This is a genomic window from Actinomadura sp. 6K520, assembly GCF_004349245.1.
GTDB lineage: Bacteria > Actinomycetota > Actinomycetes > Streptosporangiales > Streptosporangiaceae > Spirillospora.
Map to the genome: position 1 here is coordinate 1 of NZ_SMLC01000374.1, position 1,928 is coordinate 1,928.

Consider the following 1,928-nt stretch of genomic DNA (forward strand, 5'->3'; position numbering starts at 1 on the left):
CCGCGGCCACCCACGGCCACCCCGACTGGGAACGCCCGCTGCGCCGCCTCACCGCCCGCCACCAGGTCCTCGCCATCGAGATCATCGACCCCCGCGAACTCGACCTCCCCGACGTCGGCCTCGTCGAGATGACCGACCCCGAGACCGGGACCATGCACGAGATCGTCCTCAGCGCCCGCACCCGCGAACGGTACGCCGCGGCCGCCGCCGCGCAACGCGCCCGCACCCGCGACGCACTGCGCCGCACCGGCGCCCACCACCTCGTCCTGCGCACCGACCGCGACTGGATCGCCGACATCGCCCGATTCGCCCTCCGCCAGCGCCGCGCCGCAGGCCGGCCCGTCTCCACCGCGGGAGCGCGTCCATGACCTTCCTGTCACCCGAACGCCTCTGGCTCCTCGGCCTGCTGCCGCTCCTCGGCGCCGCCTACGTGCTGCTCCAGATGCGCCGGCGCACCTACGCCGTCCGCTTCACCAACCTCGCGCTGCTCTCCCAGGTCGCCCCCAGACGGCCCGGCTGGCGCCGGCACGTCGCCGCCACCCTCTTCCTCATCATGATCGCCCTCATGATGCTCGGCTTCGCGCGCCCCGCCGACGAGGTCAAGGTCCCCCGCGACCGCGCCACCATCATGGTCGCCGTCGACGTCTCCCTGTCCATGATGGCCAGGGACGTCTCACCCAGCCGCTTCGACGCCGCCAGAGCCGCCGCCAAGAAGTTCATCGGCGAACTCCCCGGACGCTTCAACGTCGGAGTCGTCGCCTTCGCCGGCAGCGCCAACCTCATCGCCGCGCCATCCGACGACCGCACCACCGCCATCGCCTCCCTCGACCGGCTCACCCTGGCCAAACGCACCGCCATAGGCGAGGCCGTCTTCACCTCCCTGCAGGCCGTCCAGTCCTTCGACGCCGAAGCCCGCCAAGACCCGCCGCCCGCCCACATCGTCCTGCTGTCCGACGGGGACAACACCACCGGACGCACCGTCCAGGAGGCCATCGACGCCAGCCGCGTCGCCCAGATCCCCGTCTCCACCATCGCCTTCGGCACCCCCTACGGCACCGTCGACATCGAAGGCGAGACCACCAGCGTCTCGGTCAACAAGGAGACCCTGCGCGCCCTCGCCGACAACACCGAGGGCAAGGCCTACGAGGCCGCCGACGCCGGCCAGCTCGGGGAGGTCTACGCCAACATCGGCAGCTCCCTCGGCTTCGAGACCGAGCACCGCGACGTCGCCGCCCGCTACATCGGCATAGCGCTGCTGTTCGCGCTGGCCGCGGGCGGCGCCTCGCTGGCCTGGTTCTCCCGCCTGCCCTGACGGGCCCCGCCCCCGCGGTACCGCCGACACGGCGCCGGTACCCGCCCAACGCTGATACGGTCGGCCGACGTGGGGGATCACTACTTCGCCGAACGGCCGGACGCCGCCAGCCGCCGCCGTTCCGTCGACCTCGTCCTGCCGGACCTGCACCTTCGCCTCGACACCGACAGCGGAATGTTCTCCCCGGACCGCATCGACCCCGGCACCCGCATCCTCCTCGAAACCGCACCCGCCCCACCCCCGGCTGGCGACCTCCTCGACCTCGGCTGCGGCTACGGCCCCATCGCCCTCACCCTGGCCATGCGCTCGCCGCAGGCGAGGGTTTTCGGTGTGGACGTTAATCAGCGAGCTCTAGCACTCGCTGAAGGCAATGCCAAAGCCGTCGGCCTTGACAATGTAAGGTTCGTACTGGCGGACGAGATCGACCCCGGCCTCCGCTTCGACGCGATCTGGTCCAACCCCCCGATCCGCATCGGCAAGGCCGCCCTGCACGACCTCCTGCTCACCTGGCTCCCCCGCCTCACCCCCACCGGTGCCGCCCACCTCGTCGTCCAGAAGCACCTCGGCTCCGACTCCCTCCAGCGGTGGCTGAACGGCCAGGGCTTCCCCACCGAAC

General features: G+C 71.7%; 2 protein-coding genes and 1 pseudogene. All 3 read left to right on the forward strand.

What is annotated here, in order from left to right; translation table 11 throughout:
* Positions 1-368, forward strand: a pseudogene (locus tag E1289_RS37400) (DUF58 domain-containing protein); the annotation flags it as partial.
* The gene (locus E1289_RS37405; protein ID WP_131988893.1) at positions 365-1,312 is read left to right on the forward strand and encodes a VWA domain-containing protein; all 948 of its coding nucleotides are present in this window, start codon (positions 365-367) and stop codon (positions 1,310-1,312) included. The pseudogene E1289_RS37400 and the gene E1289_RS37405, both read left to right, overlap by 4 nt.
* Before the next feature lie 69 nt (positions 1,313-1,381).
* A partial coding sequence (locus E1289_RS37410) for a methyltransferase (RefSeq protein WP_131988895.1) occupies positions 1,382-1,928 on the forward strand: 547 nt, incomplete at its 3' end.

Coding starts and splice junctions, on each gene's coding strand:
- E1289_RS37405 (WP_131988893.1), top strand. CDS start 365: ATGACCTTCCTGTCACCCGAACGCCTCTGGCTCCTCGGCCTGCTGCCG.